The sequence below is a fragment of the Vibrio marinisediminis genome, from assembly GCF_014050145.1.
Classification (GTDB): Bacteria; Pseudomonadota; Gammaproteobacteria; order Enterobacterales; family Vibrionaceae; genus Vibrio; species Vibrio marinisediminis.
Genome location: NZ_JACFYF010000170.1, coordinates 1 through 298, shown reverse-complemented (window position 1 = coordinate 298; position 298 = coordinate 1). Strand labels below are relative to the sequence as shown.

The following is a 298-nucleotide window of genomic DNA, read 5'->3' as shown; positions in this document are numbered from 1 at the left end:
ATGATCCCTGAACTGTTTCATGATGACGTTCAGTTCGACAGGGAAGGGTTTAAACTGAGACTGCGCCAGGCGCAGGATTACTATGGATACACGCAACAGCAGGTCGCTGACGCTATCGGTGTGCAGCGGTCTAAATATGCAAAGTGGGTGCTGACCGAGCGGTCTGAACTGCCGGACTTAGGGGAGCTGACCCGGTTGTGTGTGTTTTACCAGCAGTGGCCGATCTGGTTTTTAGCAGGGGTCCAAGGTCCGAGCAGGCACAAGGGGCAACAGTTGCTGCAGGATGATCTGTTTGCGA

The 298-nt window shown here is 54.0% G+C and carries 1 protein-coding gene; it reads left to right on the top strand.

Features of this window, described 5'->3' with window-relative positions; all coding sequences use genetic code 11:
- Positions 1 to 298: helix-turn-helix transcriptional regulator (locus tag H2O73_RS20790; RefSeq protein ID WP_182110775.1), on the top strand; the 298-nt coding region annotated here is incomplete at both ends.